The sequence below is a fragment of the Streptomyces sp. NPDC005774 genome, assembly GCF_042871645.1.
Lineage (GTDB): Bacteria > Actinomycetota > Actinomycetes > Streptomycetales > Streptomycetaceae > Streptomyces > Streptomyces pratens.
In genome coordinates this window covers 1-22,920 of the sequence record NZ_JBIAIV010000025.1, presented here as the reverse complement: position 1 = coordinate 22,920, position 22,920 = coordinate 1, and the positions used below count along the sequence as shown (strand labels likewise).

Annotated in this window: 20 protein-coding genes and 1 pseudogene; 13 read left to right on the top strand and 8 right to left on the bottom strand. The window is 72.6% G+C overall.

Going from position 1 to position 22,920, the window contains the following annotated elements:
• The first annotated feature begins 137 nt into the window (after positions 1–137).
• On the top strand, positions 138–608 hold the full coding sequence (locus ACFYQA_RS22195; protein WP_388920417.1) for a DUF5709 domain-containing protein: 471 nt from the start codon (positions 138–140) through the stop codon (positions 606–608).
• A gap of 162 nt (positions 609–770) precedes the next feature.
• Positions 771–1,025, top strand: coding sequence for a type B 50S ribosomal protein L31 (locus ACFYQA_RS22190; RefSeq protein WP_388920707.1), 255 nt, complete (start codon positions 771–773; stop codon positions 1,023–1,025).
• Positions 1,026–1,081: 56 nt separating this feature from the next.
• Here ACFYQA_RS22190 and ACFYQA_RS22185 read toward each other — a convergent pair whose 3' ends face one another.
• Entirely contained in the window at positions 1,082–1,876 is a 795-nt protein-coding gene (locus ACFYQA_RS22185; RefSeq protein ID WP_388920414.1) for a metal-dependent hydrolase, read from the bottom strand.
• Positions 1,877–2,020: 144 nt separating this feature from the next.
• Between ACFYQA_RS22185 and ACFYQA_RS22180 the strand changes: the two genes are divergently transcribed.
• The gene (locus ACFYQA_RS22180) at positions 2,021–4,534 is read left to right on the top strand and encodes a DEAD/DEAH box helicase (RefSeq protein WP_388920411.1); all 2,514 of its coding nucleotides are present in this window, start codon (positions 2,021–2,023) and stop codon (positions 4,532–4,534) included.
• A gap of 19 nt (positions 4,535–4,553) precedes the next feature.
• Positions 4,554–5,420, top strand: a complete 867-nt coding sequence (locus tag ACFYQA_RS22175; protein ID WP_388920408.1) for an acyl-CoA thioesterase — start codon at positions 4,554–4,556, stop codon at positions 5,418–5,420.
• A 1-nt stretch (position 5,421) separates the two neighbouring features.
• Here ACFYQA_RS22175 and ACFYQA_RS22170 read toward each other — a convergent pair whose 3' ends face one another.
• Both ACFYQA_RS22170 and ACFYQA_RS22165 read right to left on the bottom strand, forming a co-directional pair.
• The gene (locus tag ACFYQA_RS22170) at positions 5,422–6,372 is read right to left on the bottom strand and encodes a DUF6397 family protein (RefSeq protein WP_388920405.1); all 951 of its coding nucleotides are present in this window, start codon (positions 6,370–6,372) and stop codon (positions 5,422–5,424) included.
• Between the two features lie 123 nt (positions 6,373–6,495).
• A complete protein-coding gene (locus ACFYQA_RS22165) occupies positions 6,496–6,909 on the bottom strand; it encodes a roadblock/LC7 domain-containing protein (RefSeq protein WP_388920402.1) in 414 nt (137 codons plus the stop codon).
• Positions 6,910–6,997: 88 nt separating this feature from the next.
• Here ACFYQA_RS22165 and ACFYQA_RS22160 point away from each other — a divergent pair, with 88 nt between their 5' ends.
• Both ACFYQA_RS22160 and ACFYQA_RS22155 read left to right on the top strand, forming a co-directional pair.
• On the top strand, positions 6,998–7,426 hold the full coding sequence (locus ACFYQA_RS22160) for a PPOX class F420-dependent oxidoreductase (protein ID WP_388920399.1): 429 nt from the start codon (positions 6,998–7,000) through the stop codon (positions 7,424–7,426).
• A 177-nt stretch (positions 7,427–7,603) separates the two neighbouring features.
• A complete protein-coding gene (locus ACFYQA_RS22155; RefSeq protein WP_388920396.1) occupies positions 7,604–8,203 on the top strand; it encodes a class I SAM-dependent methyltransferase in 600 nt (199 codons plus the stop codon).
• 189 nt (positions 8,204–8,392) lie between these two features.
• Here the strand turns inward: ACFYQA_RS22155 and ACFYQA_RS22150 are convergent, their stop codons facing one another.
• Positions 8,393–8,971, bottom strand: coding sequence for a restriction endonuclease (locus ACFYQA_RS22150; protein WP_388920393.1), 579 nt, complete (start codon positions 8,969–8,971; stop codon positions 8,393–8,395).
• A gap of 303 nt (positions 8,972–9,274) precedes the next feature.
• Between ACFYQA_RS22150 and ACFYQA_RS22145 the strand changes: the two genes are divergently transcribed.
• From ACFYQA_RS22145 to ACFYQA_RS22135, 3 genes and pseudogenes are all read left to right on the top strand, one after another.
• Positions 9,275–9,571: a hypothetical protein gene (locus tag ACFYQA_RS22145; RefSeq protein ID WP_388920390.1), complete on the top strand. Its 297-nt coding sequence runs from the start codon at positions 9,275–9,277 to the stop codon at positions 9,569–9,571.
• Positions 9,572–9,710: 139 nt separating this feature from the next.
• Positions 9,711–10,171 (top strand): annotated as a pseudogene (locus tag ACFYQA_RS22140) (hypothetical protein); the annotation flags it as partial.
• A 250-nt stretch (positions 10,172–10,421) separates the two neighbouring features.
• Positions 10,422–11,810 carry a tannase/feruloyl esterase family alpha/beta hydrolase gene (locus tag ACFYQA_RS22135; RefSeq protein ID WP_388920704.1) on the top strand — a complete coding sequence of 463 codons (1,389 nt, stop codon included), beginning with the start codon at positions 10,422–10,424 and terminating at the stop codon, positions 11,808–11,810.
• A gap of 46 nt (positions 11,811–11,856) precedes the next feature.
• On the opposite strand, the gene ACFYQA_RS22130 is transcribed toward ACFYQA_RS22135, so the two are convergent.
• Positions 11,857–12,039, bottom strand: a complete 183-nt coding sequence (locus tag ACFYQA_RS22130) for a hypothetical protein (RefSeq protein WP_055596247.1) — start codon at positions 12,037–12,039, stop codon at positions 11,857–11,859.
• Positions 12,040–12,428: 389 nt separating this feature from the next.
• Here ACFYQA_RS22130 and ACFYQA_RS22125 point away from each other — a divergent pair, with 389 nt between their 5' ends.
• Together ACFYQA_RS22125 and ACFYQA_RS22120 are read left to right on the top strand one after the other, a co-directional pair.
• On the top strand, positions 12,429–15,359 hold the full coding sequence (locus ACFYQA_RS22125) for a DEAD/DEAH box helicase (RefSeq protein ID WP_388920701.1): 2,931 nt from the start codon (positions 12,429–12,431) through the stop codon (positions 15,357–15,359).
• On the top strand, positions 15,356–16,801 hold the full coding sequence (locus tag ACFYQA_RS22120) for an SWF or SNF family helicase (RefSeq protein WP_388920387.1): 1,446 nt from the start codon (positions 15,356–15,358) through the stop codon (positions 16,799–16,801). Before ACFYQA_RS22125 ends, ACFYQA_RS22120 begins: the two co-directional genes overlap by 4 nt.
• Positions 16,802–16,854: 53 nt before the next feature.
• Here the strand turns inward: ACFYQA_RS22120 and ACFYQA_RS22115 are convergent, their stop codons facing one another.
• Together ACFYQA_RS22115 and xylA are read right to left on the bottom strand one after the other, a co-directional pair.
• Entirely contained in the window at positions 16,855–17,229 is a 375-nt protein-coding gene (locus ACFYQA_RS22115) for a hypothetical protein (protein ID WP_388920385.1), read from the bottom strand.
• A 481-nt stretch (positions 17,230–17,710) separates the two neighbouring features.
• The gene (gene xylA / locus ACFYQA_RS22110) at positions 17,711–18,877 is read right to left on the bottom strand and encodes a xylose isomerase (protein ID WP_388920382.1); all 1,167 of its coding nucleotides are present in this window, start codon (positions 18,875–18,877) and stop codon (positions 17,711–17,713) included.
• A 114-nt stretch (positions 18,878–18,991) separates the two neighbouring features.
• Between xylA and xylB the strand changes: the two genes are divergently transcribed.
• Both xylB and ACFYQA_RS22100 read left to right on the top strand, forming a co-directional pair.
• A complete protein-coding gene (gene xylB / locus ACFYQA_RS22105; RefSeq protein WP_388920379.1) occupies positions 18,992–20,437 on the top strand; it encodes a xylulokinase in 1,446 nt (481 codons plus the stop codon).
• Between the two features lie 108 nt (positions 20,438–20,545).
• Positions 20,546–21,784 carry an ROK family protein gene (locus ACFYQA_RS22100; RefSeq protein ID WP_388920376.1) on the top strand — a complete coding sequence of 413 codons (1,239 nt, stop codon included), beginning with the start codon at positions 20,546–20,548 and terminating at the stop codon, positions 21,782–21,784.
• Positions 21,785–21,917: 133 nt separating this feature from the next.
• Here the strand turns inward: ACFYQA_RS22100 and ACFYQA_RS22095 are convergent, their stop codons facing one another.
• Positions 21,918–22,667 (bottom strand): hypothetical protein, encoded by a 750-nt coding sequence (locus tag ACFYQA_RS22095; protein WP_388920373.1) that lies wholly within the window; start codon positions 22,665–22,667, stop codon positions 21,918–21,920.
• Positions 22,668–22,920: the final 253 nt, after the last annotated feature.

Here is a 22,920-nt window from a genome sequence, read left to right as displayed (position 1 = left end):
GGTGGAATCAGGCACCGGCTCGGGGGACGCCCGGGGCTCCGGAGAACCGGAGTGTGGGTGACGCCAGTGCCCGTGCAGGCGCGGCCCGCGACGGGCCACGGCGGGAACGCGCCCGTCCCCACTCCCTGGAGGTCCCCGTGAACAGAGCCGGCGGTTGGGGAGACGACGTCTACCAGCCCGATGGGTCCGAGGTCCAGGACGACGCCGGACTGCTCGACGCCGAGGACACCCTCGAGAACGACGGCGTCGACGATCCCCTCGACCGGGGCTGGTCCCCTCCCGAGCGGCCGTGGGCCGTGGAGCACCGCGGTGTGACGGCGTCGGAGCGCAGGGCGGGCGAGACCCTGGACCAGCGGCTCGCCGAGGAGCTGCCCGATCTCGCCACCGCCGACGGTGACGACCTCGGTGACAGCGAGGGCACCGACGGCGAGCTCCTGGACAACGAGGTCGGTGCCGTGCGCTCCGGCCGGCTCGTGGCCCCCGACGAAGGGGCGCACGAGGACGAGGAGAGCGCCCTGGTCGCCACGGACATCGGCATCGACGGGGCTGCGGCCTCGGCCGAGGAGGCCGCCATGCATGTCGTCGACGAGGACACCCTGCCCGGCTGACCTCGTCGTTCCACTGCCGTCACGGCCGTCATGCCCGTCCGGACGGCGCGGGCCACCCGGGCCGTCGCCCGAACCGTTCCGGGCGTCCAGGACGTCCAGGCCGTCCGGATCGATCACATCGCGGGCACCGCACGCATCGCCCATGTCGTACGAGGAGCGTCCATGCAGCAGGACAAGCACCCCGACTACCGTCCCGTCGTCTTCCGCGACCGGGCCGCCGGATACGCCTTCCTGACCCGGTCCACCGCGACCAGCGAGCAGACGATCGAGTGGGACGACGGCGAGACCTATCCGGTCGTGGAGGTGGAGATCTCCTCGGAGAGCCATCCCTTCTACACGGGCACCGCACGGACCGTGGACACGGAAGGACGCGTCGCCCGCTTCCAGCGCCGCTACGGCGGTGAAAGCCCCGGCTGAGCCGACGCCGGCGGCCGTCGGGCGTCCGCCGGCGACGACCGCCGGTCGTCCGCGTCTCAGATCACGTTGAGTGCCACCGCACAGCCCACTCCGCCGAGCAGCATGAACGCGGGCATCAGTACCTTGAGCTCCACCCAGCTGCCCGCCCGGAACCGCATCGCCTTGGGCGGGCCTATGGGGTACCAGCGCTTGCGTCCCACCGGTATGGGCCACAGGACCGGGCAGCCCGAGACCGTCAGGGCGTCCCCGATGTCGTGCACCAGCGCGCCCAGGACGATCGGCAGCCCCAGCCACAGGTACTCCTGGCCCGGTGCCGTGAACAGCCAGGCGGCGCCGTGGCCCGGCTGGTCCAGAATGTCCGCGAGGATCCACGAGCTGGTCGCGGCCAGCAGCCACACCAGGACGTCACTGCTGGCACCCCGTGCAGCCCGCCACAGCAGACCCTCGATGGCCAGCACCATGTGGACGAAGAGGATGGCCAGCACCGCCCACCGGCCGCCCGTGATCGCCAGAGCGGAAGCGCCCCCGCCGATCAGGACCGCCCACAGCCAGGTGTGGGTGAGCGTGCGGTGACCACCGGAACGGCGCGGGTCGCCCGGTTTCCTGGTGGCCTTGTAGACGGCGTACGACAGCTTGTCGACGATCTCGCACAGTCTCTTGGACACGGGGCCGAAGGACCGCGATATCGTCGCCGCCTTGTGGTCCAGGTCCGGGGCGAGGGCGGCACCGGCACAGATCAGAGCGCCGACCAGAAGCACCGGCCAGGGCATCGGTTTTCCGGCGGCGGTCATCGCCGCCCCCGTACCGAGCCATGCCGCGGCACCCGACAGTGAGTGTGCTGGTCCCATCATCCCCGTTGCCCGCCCATTCCGCTTGTGCCGCTGTCCAGTTGACCAGGGGCGTTGACGCCCCTCCGGCGACACAGCGTAGCGTTCACGATCTTCATACCCGAATCCGATTCCCGCGCAGGGCCCGGCGGCAGGCAAGATGGGGACGTGACCCTCATCGATCAGCTGCCGCCGACCGCCGACCCCGACGCCCTCTACGAAGCCTTCGAGTCGTGGGCGGGGGAACGTGGTCTCACGCTCTATCCCCACCAGGAGGAGGCGCTGATCGAGGTGGTCTCCGGGGCGAACGTGATCGTCTCGACCCCGACCGGCTCGGGCAAGAGCATGATCGCGGCCGCTGCCCACTTCGCCGCGCTGGCCCGGGACGAGGTCACCTTCTACACGGCACCGATCAAGGCACTGGTGTCGGAGAAGTTCTTCGAGCTGTGCAAGATCTTCGGCACGGAGAACGTCGGCATGCTGACCGGCGACGCGTCCGTGAACGCCGACGCCCCGGTCATCTGCTGCACCGCCGAGGTGCTGGCGTCGATCGCGCTGCGTGACGGCAGGAACGCCGATGTCGGCCAGGTCGTCATGGACGAGTTCCACTTCTACGCGGAGCAGGACCGCGGCTGGGCGTGGCAGATTCCGCTGCTGGAACTGGAGCAGGCGCAGTTCGTGCTGATGTCGGCGACGCTCGGCGACGTGTCCTTCTTCGAGAAGGACCTCGCCCGCCGTACCGGCCGCCCCACGTCGGTGGTCCGCTCGGCGACCCGGCCGGTCCCGCTGTCCTACGAGTACCGCTACACACCGCTCACCGAGACGCTCACGGACCTGCTGGCGGCCCGGCAGGCTCCGGTCTACATCGTGCACTTCACGCAGGCCCAGGCGGTGGAGCGGGCGCAGGCACTGATGAGCATCAACATGTGCACGCGCGAGGAGAAGGACAGGATCGCCGACCTGATCGGCAGCTTCCGCTTCACCACCAAGTTCGGCCGCAACCTCTCCCGCTACGTCCGGCACGGCATCGGTGTGCACCACGCAGGCATGCTGCCCAAGTACCGTCGGCTGGTGGAGAAGCTCGCGCAGGCCGGTCTGCTGAAGGTCATCTGCGGTACGGACACGCTGGGTGTGGGGGTCAACGTCCCGATCCGCACGGTGCTGTTCACCGCCCTCACCAAGTACGACGGGACCCGGGTGCGCACGCTGCGGGCCCGTGAGTTCCACCAGATCGCGGGCCGGGCCGGCCGGGCCGGCTTCGACACCGAGGGGTTCGTCGTCGCGCAGGCCCCCGAGCACGTCGTCGAGAACGAGAAGGCGCTGGCGAAGGCGGGCGACGACCCGAAGAAACGCCGCAAGGTCGTCCGCAAGAAGGCGCCGGAGGGGTTCATCGCCTGGTCGGAGCAGACCTTCGAGAAGCTCATCGGTTCGGATCCCGAGCCGCTGACCTCCCGTTTCCGGGTGACGCACACGATGCTGCTGTCGGTGATCGCCCGGCCCGGGAACGCCTTCGCGGCGATGCGTCACCTCCTCGAGGACAACCACGAGCCGCGCAAGCAGCAGCTGCGGCACATCCGGCGGGCCATCGCGATCTACCGGTCCCTGCTGGACGGCGGCATCGTCGAGAAGCTGGACACACCGGACTCCGAAGGGCGGACCGTGCGGCTCACCGTGGATCTGCAGCAGGACTTCGCGCTGAACCAGCCGCTGTCCACCTTCGCGCTGGCCGCGTTCGAGCTGCTGGATCCCGAGTCGCCGTCCTACGCGCTCGACATGGTGTCCGTGGTGGAGTCCACGCTGGACGACCCGCGCCAGATCCTCGCCGCACAGCAGAACAAGGCGCGCGGTGAGGCGGTCGCCCTCATGAAGGCGGACGGCGTCGAGTACGAGGAGCGCATGGAGCGCCTCCAGGACATCACGTACCCGAAGCCGCTGGAGGAACTGCTCTTCCACGCCTACGACACCTATCGCAAGAGCCACCCGTGGGTCGGTGACCATCCACTGTCGCCGAAGTCCGTGGTGCGGGACATGTACGAACGGGCTATGTCCTTCACGGAGTTGGTTTCCCACTACGAGCTGGCCCGGACCGAGGGCATCGTGCTGCGGTACCTGGCCAGCGCCTTCAAGGCCCTGGACCACACCGTCCCGGACGATCTGAAGTCCGAGGATCTCCAGGATCTGATCGCCTGGCTGGGCGAGATGGTGCGTCAGGTCGACTCGAGTCTGCTGGACGAGTGGGAGCAGCTGGCCAATCCCGCGGAGATGACCGCCGAGGAGGCCCAGGAGAAGGCCGACCAGGTCAAGCCGGTCACCGCCAACGCGCGTGCCTTCCGCGTCCTGGTCCGCAACGCCATGTTCCGCCGGGTCGAACTGGCCGCTCTGGACCAGGTGGAGGCGCTGGGCGAGTTGGACGCCGAGGCCGGCTGGGACGCCGACGCCTGGGGGGAGGCGATGGACAAGTACTGGGACGAGTACGAGGAACTCGGCACCGGTCCCGACGCCCGCGGTCCCAAGCTGCTGCTGATCGAAGAGGAGCCGGACAACGGACTGTGGCGGGTCCGGCAGATCTTCGACGACCCGAACGGCGACCACGACTGGGGTATCAGCGCCCAGGTCGACCTCACCGCCTCCGACGCGGAGGGCCGTGCGGTCGTCCGGGTCACCGAGGTCGGACAGCTGTGACGGCAGGAGATCAGCACTCATGACGAACCCGACCGAGAGCCTCGTCGCCCTGCTCGACCTGGAGCAGATCGAGGTCGACATCTTCCGCGGCCGCAGTCCGCAGGAGTCGCTGCAGCGGGTCTTCGGCGGCCAGGTGGCCGGCCAGGCGCTGGTCGCCGCGGGCCGCACCACGCAGGGCGGCCGGCCCGTGCACTCGCTGCACGCGTACTTCCTGCGCCCCGGACGGCCCGGGGTACCGATCGTGTACCAGGTCGAACGGGTACGGGACGGGAGGTCGTTCACGACCCGCCGGGTCACCGCCGTGCAGCAGGGCCGCACGATCTTCACTCTCACCGCCTCCTTCCACAAACCTGAACAGGGGAGTTTCGAGCACCAGCTGCCGCCGGCCCGCGAGGTCCCGGACCCGGAGTCGCTGCCGACCGTCACGGAGGAGATCCGCGAGCACTTGGGCGAACTGCCGGAGCAACTGGAGCGGATGGCCCGCCGTCAGCCCTTCGACATCCGCTACGCGGACCGGCTGCGCTGGGACCCGGACGACGTCAAGGACGCCGAACCGCGCAGCGCCGTGTGGATGCGCGCGGTGGGGCCGCTCGGCGACGATCCACTGGTGCACACCTGTGCCCTGACCTACGCCAGCGACATGACCCTGCTGGACGCCGTTCGGCTCCCGGTGGAACCCCTGTGGGGTCCGCGCGGCTTCGACATGGCGTCGCTGGATCACGCGATGTGGTTCCACCGACCGTTCCGCGCGGACGAGTGGTTCCTGTACGACCAGGAGTCGCCGATCGCCGTGGGCGGGCGTGGTCTGGCCCGGGGGCGGATCTACGACCGTGAGGGGCGGATGCTGGTGTCCGTCGTTCAGGAGGGGCTGTTCCGGGCGCTGTAGGTCACCGGGCAGGCCCTCCGGGCCGGCGGGCAGCCGGCCACCGGGCGACCGGTCCTCGGTTCCTTCCGCGCCACCGGGCGAGCAGCGCGCGGAACGCCCCGCGCGAGCGCTCCGGTTCCCGGGGGGCCTGCCCGGCCGGTGCGGGGCGGTGAAAAGCGAACCCCGGGCGAGGTGCCGGCCGGTGTTCGCGGGCCTCTGCCAGCAGTCCTGCGAGCTCCGCCTGGAGCCAGGCGATCTCGTCGGGGTCCTGGGCGGTCACGAGGGTCTTCGTGAGGACGGCGCCGGGTGAGCCCGGAGCACCGTGGGAAGGCCGCTCGGGGCAGAACCGGCCGAGGTGGGAACGCTCGTAGGGGTCCTTGACGACCTCGCAGATGTACAGCGGGTCGAGCAGGGACGCGAGGGCTCCGGCGCGCGACCACGGGTCGGTGGCCCGGCGGAGCAGAATTGCCAGACGGCGGGTGCGCCAGTTACGGGCCCGTAGGTCGAGCCCGGTGTCGAGCTGTCCCCTGAGGTTGTCGGACGTGCGGCCCCTCAACAGTGAGGTGTTCCTCTCATCGGCCGTGAACTGCCGTAGTTCCTCTGCGAGATAGAGCCAGACCACGGCACGGTAGCGGTTGAGGTAGAACCTCGTGGGGGCCAGCAGCCCCAGCCGGGCCAGTCGCGTGAACCGGTCCTTCGTCACCCCCATGAGCAGCGCACCCTCCGTGGTGCCCACGGTCCTGACGCTCTCACGCAGGCCCTCCGGGTGACCTGGCCGGGCGCGGAGCCGTTCGAGTTCGACGCAGTCCACGCGGCGGCCGGCTCCCCGCTCGTCGGGGGTGGCGCGGATCCGCCCGAGGTCCACGGCGAGGTCGAACTCATCTGGTTTGAGGCCGAGTTCGCGTGCCGCGCGGCCTGCCGTGACCCAGGAACCGACGGCCGTGGCTTCGTGTGTGGCGGTGTTTCCGGACATGCTCGTCTCCCCCGTGGAGTGCGGGCCGGCGCCGTGTGCGCCGCTCGGAGAAAACCGTATCCGGCCCATCACCCTTCGTGACGAACCTGTGGATAACTCCACGGGGGCCGACGAACGTGCAGGTCAGGTACCTGTGGGGTCGTCGGGTTCCGGTCGGCGGGCGTCCACGTCCAGATGTTCGCCGACCCGGTTGACCAGCAGCGTCATCTCGTACGCGATCCGGCCGATGTCGGCCTCGGCCCCGCTGAGCACGCACAGGCAACTGCCGGCACCGGCCGCGGTGACGAAGAGCACCGCTTCGTCGAACTCGATCATCGTCTGGCGCATCCCGCCCGCGCCGAAGTGCTGCCCGGAGCCCTTGGCGAGGCTGTGCAGTCCGGACGAGACCGCGGCTAAGTACTCCGCGTCCTCGCGTCGAAGCCCCGTACTCGTCCCGGTCACCAGCCCGTCGTTGGACAGGACCAGCGCGTGCCGTACTTCCTCGACTCTCTGGGTCAGGTCGTCCAGCAGCCAGTCGAGTCCCCGTTTTTGCGTCATATCGTGAATCTCCCCCTTGCTCTTCCCCGTATGGGTCCCTCCGCCAGCCTTCCCCACGGCCGGGCGCCGGGCAAGGAGGATAGGAGCCATGGGACAGAGGATGACCGACGAGGAATGGCGGGGGTTCGTCTCGTACGGGACCCGCACCGCCAAACTTTCCACCGTGCGGGCCGACGGCAGTCCGCACGTGGCGCCGATCTGGTTCGTGCTCGACGGGGACGACGTGGTGTTCAACACCGGCGGGGAAACGGTGAAGGGACGCAATCTGGCCCGTGACGGGCGGGTCGCCCTGTGCGTGGACGACGACCGGCCGCCGTTCGCCTTCGTGGTGCTGCGGGGCCGGGCGCGGATCTCGGAGGATCCCGAGGACCTGGTGTGTTGGGCCACTCGGATCGCCGCGCGGTACATGGGCCAGGACCGCGCCGAGGAGTTCGGGGTGCGCAACGGCGTACCGGGCGAGCTCCTCGTCCGTGTCACCGTCGAGAAGGTCCTGTCGGAGAAGGGCGTCGCGGACTGATCGCCGGACCGTGGCACGAAGTGACGCGGCCCTGGTCGTCTCACGCGGGGCGACACGGCCAAGGGCGGCCGTGGCCGGATCCATTGCCTCGGCGAGGCGCACTCGCGCGGGGCGGTACGTCGCCGAGGCCCGCCGGATGCTGAGGGCCGGGCCGTCCGGTGGGGGATCATGCCGAGTATGAGCGACGACCACACACACGTCCAGGAGTTCTTCACCGCGCGTGCCGCCGACTGGGACCGCCGGTTCCCCGACGACGGTCCGGCCTACGCGGCGGCGGTGGCCGAGCTGGGGCTGCGCGAGGGCGCCCGGGTGCTCGACGCCGGCTGCGGCACCGGACGGGCTCTGCCCCCGCTGCGTGCGGCCGTGGGCCCTTCCGGAACGGTCCTCGGGGCAGATCTGACCCCGGCCATGCTGCGGGAGGCCGCGCGGGCCGGACGGGGCCACGACGGGGTGCTGCTGCTCACCGACGTCTCCGCGCTGCCGCTGCGCTCGGGATCACTCGACGCCGTGTTCGCGGCGGGCCTGATCGCACACCTGCCCCATCCGGCCGAGAATCTCCGGGAGCTCGCACGGGTGGCGGGCCCCGGTGGCGTGCTCGCGCTGTTCCACCCGATCGGCAGGGCGGCGCTCGCCGCGCGTCAGGGCCGCTCGATCACGTCGGACGATCTCCGCGCGGAGGCGAACCTCCGTCCGCTGTTGGCCGGTTCGGGTTGGCGCATGACGTCGTACGTCGACGAGGACGCCCGGTTCCTGGCGCTGGCCGTCCGCGCGGGCTGAGCGCCCGGCCCCGCGCCGGTGCCTCTCGGCCCGTACCGGCCGGCAGTACCCGGGCGACTGTTCCGCCGGCACTTCGCAGCCTGTCGGCCCGGAGCTGGATGTTCGGGATGCACGGCCGCCGGCATTCCCGGTCCTCGATGCGCCTGGTGTGAAGGGGAGAACGCTGTTCACGGCACAGTGGTTCTCCTGTCAGTCGTGGTCCGGGTGGAGCCTGCGGTGGGTACCGGAGCGGCTGATGTCCAGGTCCAGGAACGAGGTCAGCGAGGTGCCGCTGTTCCAGAACCCGAGCAGGTTGACGTCGATCAGGCACAGCCGGTGGCGGGCGGCGAACTCGCGGGCCGGCCTGGTGAAGACGCAGGAGGCCACGAAGACGGGTACGTCGGCACCGTGTTCGACGCGAGCCGTGCCGTTGAACGTCTGGAGGTCACGGCTCCCGACCGTGCGGTGCTTGGCGTATCGCTTGCACTGGATGACGAAGCGACGGCCGTCGGGCAGGTACCCGGTCACATCGGCCCCGAGGTCACCGGCCCCGCCGACGCGCGTGACATCGGTACAGCCGTCCCGGCGGCACAGGTCGGCGACGTACCGCTCGAACTCGCGGTCGTCCATCGCCCAGACCACGTCCAGCGACCGGCGCGCCTGCCGTCGTGCCTCCTCGGCGAGCCTGCCTCTTTCCGCCCGTGCCTCACGCCGCCCGGCGCGTACGAGACCTGTGGTGACGGCTGCGGCCACAGCGGCGGCCAACGCCACCAGCAGCACTGTCCCCATGCCGTTCCCCCTGTTCCCTCTGTCGGAGTGCCGCCTTGTCGCTCCCCCTTCGGGTGCGGGTCCATGCGGCGAGGCCGGCCGGGCAGGAAGTACTGGTGTTCCGCGGCGGCCGGCGGGTTCCGGCACACCGGGTCGGGCCCTGATTCCGCAAACGAGTGAGCTCGAAGGGGACGGTTGAACGGTTCCAGCCGTTCGAAGCACCTCACCGCACTGCCCCTTCTGCCGCGGACGCCGCGACTCTACGTTGAGTGGCAGGAGATGGACGGTCGGCGAGGAAAACCGCTCAGGGGGAAGGTGGACCGGATGTGGGGCAGGGTTCGCAGGATCGGGGGCAAAGTGGTGGACAGCCTTCGCACGGAGGAAAGGACCGGGCGGGAGGAGCGTCCGCACAACCTGTTCGAGGCCGCCGCGACGTACGTCTCGGCCTGTGCGGAGGACGATCAGGAGCGGATCGACGAGGCGGCCGGCTGGGTGTCGCCGGAGGCGCTGGCGTTCGGGGTGAACGAGTTGGCGTGCCGGGCGGTCGTCGCGCTCGCGCGGGAGCGCGACGCGTCTCCGCGGGCGGTCGCGCGGGACCTGCTGGGGCTTCCGGCAGCCTGATCCGGCCGGGAGTGCGTGGCCGATTCGCCCCGCCGGGCCAAAGAGCCGCAGCTCCGGGTGCGGCTGCGAGGTCGTGACAAGGGGCTCGGGGTCGGATTGGTGTGCGCGCCGGTGGACGAACCCGACGGGGGAGGCCGGGATGGCCGGGACGGACGAGGAAGCCGCCGCCGCGGACGACGCGCTCCATGTGCTGACGGCGGCGCTGCTGACTCCGGCGAAGTTCCCGAGCGTGCTGGGCGACGACTACCCGGAGGCGTGCACGGCGCTCGGTCTCCCCCCGCTCGCCGACGGGTACGGGCTGGTGCTCGGCCAGGACGGTGAGGGCGCCCGGTGGACCGTGGCGGTCGACGACGTGTCGCTGGCCGCCGTCGCGATCGCTTCCTGGGACTGCGGTATGGAGCACGCCCTGTCACCCGAGGAGCGCACGGTCGTCGCAGCGCTGCCCGGCCGGCCCCTCACGGTCGCCGTGGCGGCTCCGGACGTGCCCGCGCCGCACGATCCCGGCCCTGAGGCCGTCGAGGGGCCCGTGCTGGCGCCCCCGACTCCGCCGTCTGGGGACCGGTGCAGCCGCGTCTGGGCGCCGACGAGATCGCGCTCCAGGCGGACGGACCCCCATTCGCCTCCCGGCAACACGCCACGGCAGCCCCGGCCGCAAACACCCCTGCTCACCCATACACGCCAGAACACACTCGTGCTCGGCCGAACCCCAGCAGTTCCCAACCCCCCTGTGCAGGCACCGTTCCGTAGGGCGCCGACCCATCGATGATGGCAGCGTTGGGCCCGCACCATGGGGCAGCTTCGTGCTCCGTACCGTGCCCTCTTCCGCTTCCCGTCCTTCCTGGAGACCGTCATGCGCCCGCCCCTCGGCGTTCCGTTGCTCGCCTTCGCCCTCGCGGCGGCAGCCCTCATCGCTCCAGCTCCGGCCGACGCCGCCGCCGAGGACGAACACTGTGCGCGCCAGGAGCGTGTGCGGGTGCCGGGCGCGGCCCACCAACGCATCACCTGTCTGGCCGATCTGACCACCACGGGGCTGGCGGGCACCCCGCACACCGACCTGGCGGACCAGGCGGGGCTGACCGCGGCCGCCACCCGGTCGCCGTCCGGAGTGCCCGGCATCCAGGTCGACGGGTACTTCCCGGACTCCTCCCGCTTCAACACGACGCACGGCTGGGCGCACGACGCGCAGTTCGTGATCCGGTTGCCCGACCGGTGGAACGGCGGGTTGGTCGTCACGGGCGCACCCGGCACCCGCAAGCAGTACGCGACCGACAAGGCCATCTCCGACCGGGTACTGGCCCAGGGGTACGCATACGCCTCGACGGACAAGGGAAACAACGGGGTCGACTTCTACCGTGACGGAGTCCGGCCCGGTGACGCGGTGGCCGAGTGGAACACCCGGACCACGCAGCTCACCCGGGCGGCCAAGCACGCGGTGGCCCACCGTTACGGGCATGCCCCGCGCCGGACGTACATGACCGGCGTCTCCAACGGCGGCTATCTCACCCGCTGGCAGCTGGAGAACCACCCGGAGCTGTACGACGGCGGCGTGGACTGGGAGGGCGGACTGTGGAGCGCCGACGGGACCGGTCTGTTCACCACCCTGCCGGTCACGGTGGCCCGGATGTTCGGTACGGCACGGGACGAGGACCTGCACGCGGCGGGCTTCGCACCGGGCTCCGAATTCCTGTGGCCGTACCACGAGAAGGCCTACTGGGGTGTCACGCAGAAGATCTACCGCGCCGAACTCGACCCGGCCTACGATCCCGCTTGTCCGGGGCCCTCGGCCGGGACCACGGTGGAGCAGATCCTGGCGCCGTGCGCGTCCGACGCCACGTACGACTACGCCTCGCGTCCCGCTTCCGTGCACCGCGCCGTGGCCCGGGTGGCACTGACCGGGCGTATCGGCCGGCCGCTGATCACGCTGCACGGTGATCTGGACGCCCTGCTGCCGAAGGCCGCCCACTCCGACGTGTACGCCCGCATGATCGACGCGAAGGGCCGGGGGCCACTGCACCGCTATTACACGGTGCAGGGCGGCACCCACGTCGACGGGCTGTACGACACCCATCCGGACCGGCTGCGGCCGATCCTGCCCTGCTACCGGTCGGCGTTCGACACTCTGACCGCATGGGTGGAGCGTGGAGTCGGGCCGCCCGCGGACCGGACGATCGGCAGGCCCACCCACGGTGACGTGGTCAACTCCTGCGCACTGGACGGTGCTGGGGCGGCGGCGCGGTAACAGTGCCCGAGCAGGGGCCCGGCCCTCCGGGACGGGCCCCTGCGTCTCAGCGGCCCAGTTCCTTGCGTGAAACGCGGCGCAGCCTGCTCCGCTGCGAGGGGTCCAGGGTGAGGTACGCGGCGGCCGGGACTCCCAGGATGATCAGGAGCGCCGCCCACCAGGGCAGCCAGATGAGCAGGATGAGCCCGGCCGCCACACCTCCCGCGGCGATCTTGGCATTCTTCGACATGGTGTCGCCTCCTTCGCGGCCACTGCCGCTCTCTGCCCTGAAAACGGCCCCGCACTCCCGGCGGTTCCGACCGCGACCCTGAGACGTCCCTGAGGTTTGCCCCCTAGGGTTGCCTCAGAGGCCGTCGTCGACTCGCCAAATCGCCGGCCCTTCGGGGCGGAGCACGACCGCGTGTCCATGGTGTCCCATTTCACGCCCCAGGCATACCCGGCCGACCGCGGCCGTGCTGTACTCTCGGCGACTCCGACCCCACTAGTCAAGTTTGATGAATCAAGGATTCCGTGAGCGCTGCGCAGACGACTCCCGCGTTCCCCTCCCCCGCCCAGTACGCCGACCTGGCCCGCTGCTCCGCCGTGTTCGTACCCGGCGACCCCGCCCGCACCGGCCGCATGGCCTTCTGGCGGCCCGACGGGTCGGCTCCCCCTGTCGTGAACACGACCCAGCTCGAGGAGCTGACCGTCGTCGTGCCCGGCAGCGAGGGCGCGGAGACGGTGAGCGTCCCCGCGGTGCTGCTGCCGGTGCGTGCCGCCCTGCCCGCCCTCACGCGCGCACGGGCCGACGGCGCCGGGCACCCGGCCGCCGTCTTCTGGGGTGCCGCCGCCGTGCACGCACTGCGTCTGATAGCGCGCGGGCTGCTCCTGCCGGGACTGTCCCCGGCCGGTCACGACGCCTGGCGCACCGCCCCGCTGGACGCGGAGGACATCGAGGCCGTGCGCCGGCTCGCCGCCGCGATGCCGCCCGAGGCGCACGCCCAGCCGCTGGACGGCACAGGGCCCCTGCGGCTGCCCGACCCCGAACGGCTGCTGCGCGCCTTCCTCGACGCGGTCGCCGACACCCTGCCCCGCTCCCCCGCCGCGCCTCTGGTGACCGGTTCCCCCGCCTTCGCCGTGCCCGAGCCGCAGCACCTGCCCGAACTGCGCGACTGGGCCGCCGACGTGGCCGCGGGCCACGACGCGGGCGTACGTCTGTCGCTGCGCATCGAAGTGCACGGCCTCACCGACGCGCCGGAGACCTGGGGCGCGCCGGAGACGCAGGAGGCCCCGGGTGCCTCGGACCACGCCGGCCCCGCCCCCCGCCCCATCGACGACGGCACGGACGACGGCAGCATCGACGACGGCACCGACGTCACGTTCCGGGCCGTGCTCCAAGTGCACGGCGTGAGCGATCCCTCGCTCGTCGCGGACGCCACCGATGTGTGGGCCGGGGCCGCGGAAGGCCAGGACGGCCCGGTCGGCTCAGCCGGCCCGGACGGCGGCTTCGGGCCGCGGGCCCGGATGGACACGCTGCTCGCGCTGCGCCGGGCCGCCCGCGCCTGGGCCCCGCTCACACCCCTGCTGTCGGCGACCGTGCCCGACGCGGTCGAACTCGCCGACGAGGAGATCACCGAGCTCCTCGGGGAGGGCGCGCGGGCTCTCGCGGCCGCGGGCGTCGACGTGCACTGGCCCAAGGAGCTGATCCGCGAACTGACCACCCGCGCGGAGATCGGTCCCGCCGACGAGGAGCGGCCACCCGGCCGGGCAGGCTTCAAGAACACCTCTCAGCGACCGTCCTTCCTGTCGGCCGACGCGCTGCTCGCCTTCGACTGGTCGTTCGCCCTGGGCGACCGGACGCTCACCCGCGCGGAGCTGGACCGGCTCGCGGAGACCAAACGTCCCGTTGTGCGGCTGCGCGACCAGTGGGTTCTGATCGACCCCCAGGAGGTGCTCCGCGCCCGCGCGCGCCAGGACCACGAGGTCACGCCCGTCGACGCGCTCGGCGCGGCCCTGACCGGCTCGGTGGAGGTGGACGGCCGCCGGTTCGAGGTACGTCCCACCGGCTGGCTGGCGACCCTGCGGGAACGGCTCGCGGACCCCGAGTCCCAGGAGCCCGTCCCGCAGCCCCCGGCCCTCGCCGCCACGCTGCGGGACTACCAGCGGCGCGGGCTGAACTGGCTGGCCCACATGACGTCCGCGGGCCTGGGCTGCTGTCTCGCCGACGACATGGGCCTCGGCAAGACGATCACCCTGATCGCCCTGCATCTGCACCGGCAGTGCGACCCCGCGTCCGCCGGGCCCACCCTCGTGGTCTGCCCGACCTCCCTGATGGGCAACTGGCAGCGGGAGATCGAACGGTTCGCGCCGGGCACCGCGGTGCGCCGCTTCCACGGTGCGCGCCGCTCACTGGACGGTCTGGCCGACGGCGAGTTCGTGCTCACCACGTACGGCACCATGCGCCTGGACGCTCCCCGGCTCGCCGAGGTGCCCTGGGGGATGGTCGTCGCCGACGAGGCACAGCACGTGAAGAATCCGTACGCGGCGACGGCCCGGCAGTTGCGGTCCATCGGCGCACGGGCACGCGTGGCGCTCACCGGCACGCCGGTGGAGAACAACCTCTCGGAGCTGTGGGCCATCCTCGACTGGACGACGCCCGGACTGCTGGGCCGGCTCGGCACCTTCCGCAGGCGGTACGCGGATGCCGTGGAGGGTGGGACGGACCCTGCCGCGGCGAAGCGGCTGGCCCGGCTGGTACGGCCGTTCCTGCTGCGCCGCCGCAAGTCGGACCCGGGGATCGCGCCCGAGCTGCCGCCGAAGACGGAGACCGACCACGCGGTGTCGCTCACGCAGGAGCAGACGGCGCTGTACGAGGCCGTGGTCCGCGAGGCCCTGGCCGAGATCTCCGGCACCTCCGGCGTCTTGGGGACCGACGGCATGGCGCGGCGGGGAATGATCGTGAAGCTGCTGACCGGGCTGAAACAGATCTGCAACCATCCGGCGCAGTTCCTCAAGGAGGAGCGACCGGCGATCGCGGGACGGTCCGGGAAGCTCGAACTGCTCGACGAACTCCTCGACACCGTGCTCGCCGAACAGGCCTGCGTGCTGGTCTTCACGCAGTACGTGCAGATGGCGAGGCTGCTGGAGCGGCACCTCGCCGCGCGGGGTGTGCCGTCGCAGTTCCTGCACGGCGGCACACCGGTCGCCGAACGCGAGGCGATGGTGCGGCGCTTCCAGGAGGGCGGGGTCCCGGTCTTCCTGCTGTCGCTCAAGGCGGCGGGCACCGGACTGAACCTCACCCGCGCCGAGCATGTCGTGCACTACGACCGCTGGTGGAACCCCGCCGTGGAGGCGCAGGCCACTGACCGCGCGTACCGCATCGGCCAGACCCGGCCGGTGCAGGTGCACCGGCTGATCGCCGAGGGCACGATCGAGGACCGTATCGCCGAGCTGCTGGTCCGCAAGAGCGAGCTGGCGGACGCGGTGCTCGGCTCCGGCGAGACGGCGCTCACGGAGCTGACGGACGCGGAACTGGCGGATCTGGTGGCACTGCAAGGGGGACCGCGATGACCCGGTACGACGGTGACGGAGCTGAAGTGGAAGACACCGACGACTGGTACGAGCCGGAGGGAGCTCCGACGGGCGGGACCGGCCCTGACGGAACCGACCCGCAGGGGTCCCACCCGCAGGGGAGCGGCGGCGGGGCCGGCGCGGAGCGGACGTTCCCCGCGCTGCCTCCCGCGCGGGGACGTGGTTTCGCGCAGACCTGGTGGGGCCGAGCCTGGCTGACGGCGCTGGAGGGTACGGCGTTGGACGCCCAACAGCTCAAGGCGGGCCGCCGGCTCGCCCGCGCGGGAGCGGTCGGTGCCGTGTCCGTACGGCCGGGGCGAATCACGGCCGTCGTGCAGGACCGTGACCGCACGGCGTACCGCGCGGACGTGCTGTTGCAGGAACTGTCCGACGAGCAGTGGGACCGCTTCCTGGACATGGCCGTCGAGCGGGCCGGGCATGTGGCGGCGCTGCTCGACCGGGAGATGCCGCCGCATCTGATGGAGGACGCGGAGCTGGCCGGGGTCGAGCTGCTGCCGGGCCTGGGCGATCTGGAGCCGGAGTGCGACTGCGGAGCGTGGGACCACTGCGGTCACACGGCGGCGCTCTGCTACCAGGTGGCCCGGCTGCTGGACCAGGACCCGTTCGTCCTGCTCCTGGTGCGGGGACGCGGTGAGCGTGTCCTGCTGGACGCGCTCCAGTCGCGTGGCGGGCCGCCGGCCGCCTCCGAGCAGCGGCCGCGGCCGGAGGGTGTGGACGCGGCCGAGGCGTTCGCGGCGGGCGGCATCCGGCCGGCGCTGCCCGGCGTTTCCCCGCTCCCCGCGGAGCCGGGGGTGCCGCCGTCTCTGGACACGGATGAGCCGCCTTCTGCCGGAGTCGACCCGTCCGCCCTGGAGTTCCTCGCCGCGCGGACCGCCGTGCAGGCCCACCGTCTGCTGGCGGAGGCGCTCCACGACGGGCATGAGCGGCGCCCGGCCGCGCCGGAACCAACGGTGGCGCGGGACGCGGTGCGGCTGGCCGCCGGTGAGCCCCCGCGCGCCGTGACGGCTCGGCTCGCCGACGGTTCGGGCCGTGGTCGGGAAGGCCTGGCGGTGGCGGTACGGGCCTGGCATCAGGGCGGGGCGGCGGCCCTTACCGTGCTCGACGAGGAGTGGGCGGTGGACGCCGAGTCCCTCGCACGCGCACGTGCCGCCCTCCAGTCGGCCTGGGCCGAGAGCGACGAAGCCGAGCGGCCGGTGCTCCGGGCCCGCGCCAACCGCTGGACCCTCGACGGTGGGCGGATTCAGCTGCGGCTCGGGCGCGACGGCCGCTGGTGGCCGTACCGCAAGGAGCGCGGCCGTTGGGTCCCGGCCGGAGGCGCCGCCCAGGACCCGGCGACGGCCCTGGCCACAGCGGACTCGGAGGCGCGAACGGAGGCCCGCGCGGAGCCGGACGCGGCGGCGGGGCGGCCCCCCGGGACGTAGCCCTCCTGGAGCAGCTTCGTGCCGGCCCTCGCACGCCGCGCGTTCCGCTCGGTTCAGCGCAGCGCGGCCTCGCCCAGGGACGGCGGGAGCGACTCGAGGCCGCTCGGCAGGTTGCTGGGCACGCCGCTCGGCAGGTCGGTGGGCAGGTCGGTGGGCAGGTCGGTGGGCAGGTTCGGCAACTCGGTCGGCAGCAGGCTCTCCAGACCGCTGGGCAGCTCACTCGGGAAGTCCGACGGCAGTTCGGTGGGGAAGCCGGTCGGCAGCAGGCTCTCCAGGTCACTGGGGAGTTCGGACGGGATGCCCGAGGACGGCTCCGGCGAGCCGTCGGTCCGGCTTCCTGTGGGCCGGTCGCCCGGCGAGTCGTCGTCTCCCGACGCCATCAGCACGATGACGGCGACGGCCGCCACGGCCACGATCGCGGCGAGCACGATGAGCAGGAGATTGCGGCGCCCGCCGGAACCACGTCCCGGGCCTCCCCCGTCGTCGGGCGGGCCCGGTGGCGGAGGGGGGTCCTGTGGCGGCGGTGCGCCACCGTACGAGGGAGGTCCGAAGCCGCCGCCCGGGGGCGGCGTGTCACCCGGCGGACCGGGCGGCTGGGGCGGTACCGGTGGCGTGGCCATACCGGCCATGGTCGCCTCGGACGCACCCTCGCGCGAGCCTCTCGCGCGGAATTCGCCACGGAGAGGGACGCCTGATTCCGGGCCGGGGGCCGGAAATCGGCGTCGGGCAGTCTCCGCGCGGTGCCGGCAGCCTCCGCGCGGTGCCGGACGTCTCCGCGCGGTGCCGGACGTCTCCGCGCGGTGAGGCGCGGCCGACACGTGAAAGCACCGCGCCGGCCGCGCCCGCAGCCCCTCCCCCACGCCCGCAGCAGACTCTGGCAGGTCTCCGGGCCCCCGAAGCCGGGGGAACTCAGCCCCGGGCGCCCAGCAGGTGATCCATCGCCAGCTGGTCGAGGTGCTCGAAGCCCATCCCGCGCGCGGCGGCGGTGTCGGCGTCGAATTCCTCGAAGGCGGACCGGTCGCCGAGCAGGGCCTGGAGTCCGTCGGCCGCCGTGGGCTCGGCCAGCTGGTCCAGGCGGGCCGCGCGCAGCGCCTCCTGCACCTCGGGGTCGGAACGGAAGGCGGCCGCACGGTCCTTGAGGATGAGGTAGTTGCGCATGCAGCCGGCCGCCGAGGCCCACACACCGTCGAGGTCCTCGGTCCGCGGCGGCTTGAAGTCGAAGTGCTTCGGGCCGCTGTAGCCGGCCGACTCCAGCAGGTCCACCAGCCAGAACGCGGCGCGCAGGTCACCGGCGCCGAACCGGAGGTCCTGGTCGTACTTGATGCCGGACTGGCCGTTGAGGTCGATGTGGAACAGCTTGCCGGCCCACAGCGCCTGCGCGATGCCGTGCGGGAAGTTCAGCCCGGCCATCTGCTCGTGGCCGACCTCGGGGTTGACGCCGTACAGCTCGGGCCGCTCCAGGCGCTCGATGAACGCCAGGGCGTGGCCGACGGTCGGCAGCAGGATGTCGCCGCGCGGCTCGTTCGGCTTGGGCTCGATGGCGAAGCGGATGTCGTAGCCCTGGGAGGTGACGTACTCGCCGAGCAGGTCGAAGGCCTCCTTCATCCGGTCCAGGGCGACCCGTACGTCCTTGGCGGCACCGGACTCGGCGCCCTCACGGCCGCCCCAGGCCACGTACACCTCGGCGCCGAGCTCGACCGCGAGGTCGATGTTGCGGACGGTCTTGCGCAGCGCGTAGCGGCGCACGTCCCGGTCGTTGGCGGTGAAGGCGCCGTCCTTGAACACCGGGTGGGTGAACAGGTTGGTCGTCGCCATCGGCACCTTCATGCCGGTGGAGTCCAGCGCCTGGCGGAACCGCTTGATGTGTCCCTCGCGCTCGCTGTCGCTCGAGCCGAACGGGATCAGGTCGTCGTCGTGGAAGGTGACGCCGTGGGCGCCCAGCTCGGACAGGCGCTGTACCGACTCGACCGGGTCGAGGGCGCGTCGGGTGGCGTCACCGAACGGGTCACGTCCCTGCCAGCCGACGGTCCACAGGCCGAAGGTGAACCTGTCCTCGGGGGTGGGCTGGTAGTTCATGCTGCGGCTCCTTGCTCGCTGAGACTATTTCGTCATGGCGATTTACAAATTAGTATGCAGCAGCATCTCTGGGAAGATGGTCAGCCCGCCGAGTCGCGCTAGAGGGAGAAATCGATGTCAGCAGCCGAGGGTCCGCTCGTCGTCGGTGTGGACACGTCCACCCAGTCCACCAAGGCGCTGGTCGTCGACGTGGCCACCGGGCGGGTCGTGGCCGGCGGCCAGGCACCGCACGCGGTGACCTCGGGAGCGGGCCGGGAGAGCGATCCGCGTCAGTGGTGGGATGCCCTGACGGAGGCCCTGCGCCAGTGTGGTCAGGCGGCACACGAGGCCGCCGCGGTGTCGATCGGCGGCCAGCAGCACGGGCTGGTCACCCTGGACACCCACGGCGAGCCGGTACGCCCGGCGCTGCTGTGGAACGATGTGCGCTCCGCGCCCCAGGCCCACCGGCTGACCGAGGAACTGGGCGGCGCGAAGTTCTGGGCCGAGCGCACCGGAAGCGTGCCGGCCGCGTCCTTCACGGTCACCAAGTGGGCCTGGCTGGCGGAGCACGAGCCGGAGGTGGTCCGTGCCACCAAGGCCGTCCGCCTCCCTCACGACTATCTGACCGAGCGGCTCACCGGGCAGGGCACGACCGACCGCGGCGACGCCTCCGGCACCGGCTGGTGGGCCTCCGGCACCGAGGCGTACGACGAGGAGATCCTCGCGCACGTGGGGCTGGACCCGGCGCTGCTCCCCCGGATCGTGCGCCCCGGCGAGGTGGCCGGGACCGTGCGCGCGGGCCATGACCTGCCGTTCTCCAAGGGCACCCTGGTGGCGTGCGGCACCGGGGACAACGCGGCCGCCGCGCTCGGCCTGGGGGTACGGCCCGGCACGCCGGTGATGAGCCTCGGCACCTCGGGCACGGTGTACGCGGTGTCGCGACGGCGGCCTGCCGACCCGACCGGCATCGTGGCGGGCTTCGCCGACGCGCGCGGCGACTGGCTGCCGCTCGCCTGCACGCTCAACTGCACGCTCGCCGTGGACCGGGTCGCGACGCTGCTGGGCCTGGACCGCGAGGCCGTCGAGCCGGGCCACGGCGTCACGCTCCTGCCCTTCCTGGACGGCGAGCGCACCCCGAACCTTCCGAACGCGTCCGGTCTGCTGCACGGGCTGCGCCACGACACGACCGGTGGCCAGCTGCTCCAAGCCGCCTACGACGGTGCCGTGCACTCGCTGCTGAGCGCGCTGGACCGCGTGGCCGACGAGGACGCGGACCCCTCGACGCCCCTGCTGCTGATCGGCGGCGGCTCGCGGGGCACGGCCTGGCAGCAGACCGTACGGCGGCTGTCGGGGCGGCCCGTGCAGGTGCCCGAGGCACGGGAGCTGGTCGCGCTGGGGGCGGCGGCGCAGGCGGCCGGTCTACTCACCGGCGAGGACCCGGCCGCGGTCGCCCGCCGCTGGGACACGGCCGCGGGGCCGGTGCTGGAGGCGGTGGAGCGGGACGAGGAGACGCTGGCCAGGATCGCCGGGGTACTCTCCGACGCGGCCCCGCTCCTGGAGCGCGGCACAGACACCGCCTGACGGCCAGGAACAGATTCCGGGCCGGTTCGAAACCGGTTCACGACCGGTTCACGACCGGTTCACGACCGACCGGGAACGACCCGGCCCCGACCGAGGACTGACGGAGGCATGAGCGCACCGCTGCACGAGGCCCGCCCGCCCGGCCCGGGGCGGGCACTGCCCTCGGCGGGTCCGGAGCGGCGCGCACTGCCCGACACCCAGCAGGGCATGCGCCGCCGCAATCTCTCGCGGGTGATGCACACCGTCAGCGCCGAGGGACCGCTGTCCCGGGCCGCCGTCGCCTCCCGCATCGGCCTGACCAGGGCGGCGGTGTCCACCCTGGTGGACGAGCTCGTCCGCTCGGGCCTGCTGGAGGAACTGGGTCCCGAGCGGCCCGGACGCGTGGGCCGGCCCGGCTCGGCACTCGCCGTCAGCGGGCGCGGTCCGGCCGGGATCGGCGCCGAGGTCGGCGTCGACCATCTCGCGGTCTGCGCGGTCGACCTTCGCGGAGAGATCCGGACGCGGGCCGTGCGCCATGTCCCGAACCGCGGCCGCTCCCCCGCGGCCGTGAGCGAGGAGCTGACCGCGCTGCTGCTCCGGGTCGTCGGCGCGATCGAGGACGAGGGTCTGTGGCCGGCCGGGCTGACCGTGGCCGTACCGGGCCTGGTGGCACGCGACGCCCGGACTGTCGTCCGCGCGCCGAACCTGGGCTGGCACGACACCGACCTCGGCGCCCTGCTCCCGGCACGGTTCCCGCTGACCGTGGTCAACGAGGCCAACTGCGGTGCGCTGGCCGAGCTCTGGCTCGGCGAGGGTACCCCGCGCGACTTCCTCCACGTGTCGGCCGAGATCGGCATCGGCGCCGCGGTGGTCGTGGACGGGCGACTGCTGCTCGGAAACCGGGGCTTCGCGGGCGAGTTGGGCCATGTGCCGGTCCGGCCCGACGGCCCTGAGTGCGCGTGCGGCGGCCGCGGCTGCCTGGAGCAGTACGCCGGCGAGGAGGCCGTGCTGCGCGCCGCCGGACTGGAGCCCGGCGAGGACCGCGTGGGCCTGCTCGCGGGCCGCGCCGAGCAGGGCGACCCCGCCGTACGACGTGCCCTGCACGACGCGGGAACGGCGCTGGGCATCGCGCTGACCGGGGCGGTCAATCTCCTGGACCCCGAGAGCGTCGTGCTGGGCGGCGCGCTGTCCGGGCTCGCCCCCTGGCTACTGCCGTCGCTCCGCTCGGAACTGGCCCGACGCACGGCGGGCCCGGCCTGCCCCGTCTCGGTGTCCGCCCTGGGCCCCCAGGGCCCCCTGCTGGGCGCGGCCCACTCGGTGATCCGGGGAGTCCTGGACGACCCCGCGTCCGTCGCCGAACGGGCTTGAGCCGGGTTGTCCGGCCGGCCCCGGCCGTTCGGTCTGCCTGGGACGCGGTTGCCTGCTGTCAGTGGGGCGTGGCTGCCGGTTGCTGTCGCCGGGGCGGGCGAGGGGGACGTCGATGCCGCCGGGGGCCTCGCGGCTAATCCCCGCCGCCGCCTCCGTCACCTCCGCCTCCGCCACCGTCGCCGCCTCCGCCACCGTCGCCGCTCCCGCCGTCGCCTCCGTCCGAGCCCCAGCCGTCGCCGCCGCCGGGCTCGTTGTCGTCCCTCCCCCTGCCGAGGTTGCTGAGCCAGGGACGGTCCCACGACGCGTCATCGGCGCCGTCCGGCTCGTGTCCGTCCGCCGGACGGCGTTCCGACCGGAACCGGGCCGAGCCGGTCGTGTCCCCGAGCCCGAAGGCGACGGCGAAGACCTGCGCCATGATCGCGTCCAGCGGGTCGGGGCTCTCGTACCGCACGGGGGCCAACGGCAGCAGTACCGTGTCCTGTTCCGGCACCGGCCAGCGCGAAGGACATGTCAGGAGAGCCGCATGCCGTTCGTCGCGCAGGAGCCGCGAACTCTCCGCGTCCCTCCTCGACAGCACCCAGTGCCGGTCGGGCAGTCGCACTTCCACGGAACTCTTGGACTTGCGCAGTTTCCTCCGGAGAACCAGTTCCGCGGCAACGTGGCCGACGGTCAGCCGAAGGCCCTTGTCGGGTTCGGGGCTGTCGGGGTGGAAACCGTGCGGTGCCCGAATCCGCACCACGGGAGCGCCCGGCCCCCACACGTCCACGCGCACCAGCCGTCGGTCCACAGTGACGGTTACCGGCCCGGCGGGCCCTTGCGCGAACCGCCGCGCGATCCACAGCGGCACGCCCTCGGCGCGGGCCCGGGCCGCCAGAGCGGTCACCTGGTCGGGTCCACCGCACCGCCGAACCGCCAGTTCCCCGAGCGTGCGGGCGAACCCCGCGGCCTGTCGCACCTTCAACGGCGTGGTGGGGGGGGGGGGGGGGGGGGGCGGCGGCGCCCCCCCCCCCCCCCCCCCCCCCCCCCCCCCCCCCCCCCCCCCCGCCGAGCCCCTGCACCGCGAGCTGCAGGGCGCGGTGCGAACGATGCCTCTGCAGTCGGAGGGGCGCAAGCGGAACAGGCACGGGCAGATGGGC